General features: G+C 52.7%; 2 protein-coding genes and 2 pseudogenes. All 4 read right to left on the reverse strand.

Features of this window, described 5'->3' with window-relative positions; genetic code table 11:
• Nucleotides 1-2,507: peptidase domain-containing ABC transporter (locus RMO84_RS16450; RefSeq protein WP_310489517.1), on the reverse strand; the 2,507-nt coding region annotated here is incomplete at its 3' end.
• A gap of 58 nt (nucleotides 2,508-2,565) precedes the next feature.
• Nucleotides 2,566-2,697 carry a hypothetical protein gene (locus tag RMO84_RS16455; RefSeq protein WP_310489518.1) on the reverse strand — a complete coding sequence of 44 codons (132 nt, stop codon included), beginning with the start codon at nucleotides 2,695-2,697 and terminating at the stop codon, nucleotides 2,566-2,568.
• Nucleotides 2,698-2,733: 36 nt separating this feature from the next.
• Nucleotides 2,734-2,961 (reverse strand): annotated as a pseudogene (locus RMO84_RS21405) (peptidylprolyl isomerase); the annotation flags it as partial.
• Between the two features lie 3 nt (nucleotides 2,962-2,964).
• Nucleotides 2,965-3,150 (reverse strand): annotated as a pseudogene (locus RMO84_RS16460) (peptidylprolyl isomerase); the annotation flags it as partial.

The raw sequence follows: 3,150 nt of genomic DNA on the forward strand, positions 1-3,150 counted from the left end.
TGCTGCCGAAAGGAATATAGTTCGGTTTTGCTAATATCATACTTATCGATGACGATTCGCCCAGAGTTAATTTGATACAAACGCGGAATTAATTTCATCAGGGTACTTTTGCCCGACCCACTCAACCCGACGATGCCGACAAATTGACCCGCTGGAAATTCAGCATTAATGTTGTTGAGTTGGTTGATATTAGTCCCCGGAAAACTGAAAGTGAGATTTTCGATTTTGACATGCCCAGCGATCGGGGGCATGGTGATGTTATTGATATTATCTTTGTCCACTTCTGGCGGAGTATCGAGGATATCGCTCAGGCGTTCGATCGACAGTGCCGTTTCCTGGAAATTCTGCCACAATTGCACCAGTCGCAGCAAGGGTTGGGTAGTATAACCAGCAATAATCCTGAAGGCGATCAGTTCGCCTAGAGTCAGATGTTTGTCCAATACCAAGTAAGTACCTACCCATAGCAACAGCAGCCCCGAAAGTTTGTTGAGGAAATTGCTAATCGAGCCAGCGGTATTGGATGTCAGCGCGGTTTTGAAGCCCGCACTCACATAGCGAGCGTACTTCGATTGCCATTGCCAGCGCGAGCGCAATTCGATGTTCTGCGCTTTAATAGTTTGAATCCCGCCGATCGCTTCGACTAGGTAAGATTGGGCGGCGGCATTGCGTTCGGCTTTAGTCCGCAGTTGGCCGCGCACGATCGGCGAGACAATCCACGTCAGGAGCATAAAGGCGGGTAATGTTGCCAGCGCGATAATCGTCAGCAACCAGCTATAGGCGAGCATCACGGCAATATATACCACCGAAAAAATCGCATCGAGGACGACAGTTAGTGCCGTTCCAGTCAAAAACTGGCGGATATTTTCGAGTTCGTTAATGCGGGTCGCGAGTTCGCCGACGGGGCGTTTTTCAAAATATTTGAGCGGCAACCGAAATAATCGATCGATGATTTCCGATCCCAACTGAAGATCGATCCGATTGGTGGTATCGACAAAGAGATTCGTCCGCAAGGTTGTCAAGATCCCTTCGACGATCGCGATCGTTACCAACAAGATCCCAAACGTATTCAACGTTGTGACGCTATTCCCGCCGATGACCCGATCGATAATTAACTGCGTCAATATGGGATTGGCTAACCCAAAGATCTGGACGAACAGCGAAGCAATCAGCACCTCAATCAGTACGCGCCGATGCTTCTTAATAGCGGGGATAAACCAACTCAGCCCAAATTTGGCTGTAGATGTGGCGTTGCTGCGCTGGAGCAACAACACATCGCCCACCTCGCCCCAAATTTCGGCAAAGGCGGCAGGTTTGAGCCGCCGCAGCCCCGACTCTGGATCGCCCAGGGTCAATTCTTGAGGGGTAATCCGATAGACGACAGCCCAGCTATCGTGCCAGGGAATCAGCAGTGGTGGCTGGAGCTTGGTAATGGCGGTAGCGGGAATTTTGACCATCCGAGCCTCGATCCCCAGCATTTCGGCGATCGCGCCACATAGTTGCAGCGGCACCGTCCCCGTACTGCTAATTTGATTCTTCAATAAGCGATCGACGACATCCGGTCGAAACGGCACTTGGAGATACTTGCAGAGCATCTTCAAGCAAGCGGTCGCCCCAGCTAATGACCCGCGACCCTTGAAGATCGGGTACTTTACCCGTTGGGTATTGGGGTCTTCATCTGCGGACACGCCAGCGATCGGCCGGTCTGGCGCATAGGGAATTCCTAGTGCTGTCGGTGAAAAGGCACTGATATCAGTCGTAAAGTCGGGATTAGCTGCGGCTCCACCCGTCAGCAGCGGGACGCCAACTAGTCTCGCTGCTTCGGGCTTGCGGATCTCTAAGACGGAGTCGATCGGATAAGTCCCAGGATCGATACAACTACCGAGGGAATGACCGCCAATTGCGCCAGTACTCACCAGCCAACTGCGATCTGGATCGAGTTCGGAGACTAGCAGCCTACCAGGCGCGAGCTGGCGGATCGTAGTTTGTGGGGCTAGTTTGAGGGCTAATTCGCGCAAATCGGCCACCCCGAACGACTGCAACAGCAGATCGCCATCGGGACGAGATTGAAGGTGCTCGGCGAGCAGATCGTAGACTTCGATCGTCGGGGTACCCAGATAAAACAAGGCTTCTAATTGCGGCGTTCGATCGATTAGTGCCTGAAAATAGGCTGCTGGAACATGAATACAGACTGATTCGGTCGAAGCGATCGCCGTCTCGCTCGGTCGCTGCCTTACTACTCCCGCCCAGCCCAAGATATCGCCTTTTTCTAATAATTGCAGCGTCGTCGGCAGCCGATCTTGGGGATTGTATGCCAGTAGCCGCAGTTGACCCGTATAAACAATCGTAATCTGTGTGGGCATCTGCTCCCGCGTCAGCACTGTCTGACCCATCCGATAGCGCGTAAACTCAGCTCGATCGGCTAAATTGTCCAATTCAGCGGTGGATAACTGGGCAAAGGGCAAGAGGTTGGCAAAAAAATCGTAGATTTTATTCCGGGCGGGGGTCATTTGGGAGTGCGGAGTTGGGAGTTGGAAGTTGGGAGTGGGAGCGGGGAGCGGGGAGCGGTCACTCCAAAGTGGTGAGAGTGGTGGGTGCTGGTGGGGTGGGAGGTGTGGGGATAGATGCCGATCGAATTTGGTCTTGGAGCCAAGCTTGAAATAATTCATCGAGCAGCCGTTGGTGCATTGATTCGTCCAATTGGGCGGGGATGAGTTGTTCGGGACGAACGATGATATACCACTGTTCTACTTGTAGCGGCGGACAAATCTGGCCTAAGGGTTGACTGGAGAGGAGGCTGGAAATCGCTGGGTGCGGCGAACTTAGCTCGACGGGGCCGATCAGACCGCCCGTGTTAGCCTCAGCCCCTTGAGAATAGTCGCTAGCTAGCTCGGCAAAACTTTGTTCGCCAGCGACAGCGCGAAAATAAATTTCTTGAGCGATGCCTAGTTCGCTAGTCCGAATTAATTAATACACGACTCGATCGAGCTGGGATTTGCGTTTGAGAAAGTACGATGCGACCTTGCTGCCCCAAGTTGCTTGCTTGAACTTAGCAATCTTGAGATTCCGGACGGCAATTTCTGCCAACTCCGCTCGCTCGATACCATACAGCGCGAGCCAGCGTTCGATCTGTTGCTCCGATGTCAACCCCTG

The sequence above is a fragment of the Chamaesiphon sp. VAR_69_metabat_338 genome (assembly GCF_031423935.1).
In the GTDB taxonomy this organism is placed as follows: Bacteria; Cyanobacteriota; Cyanobacteriia; order Cyanobacteriales; family Chamaesiphonaceae; genus Chamaesiphon.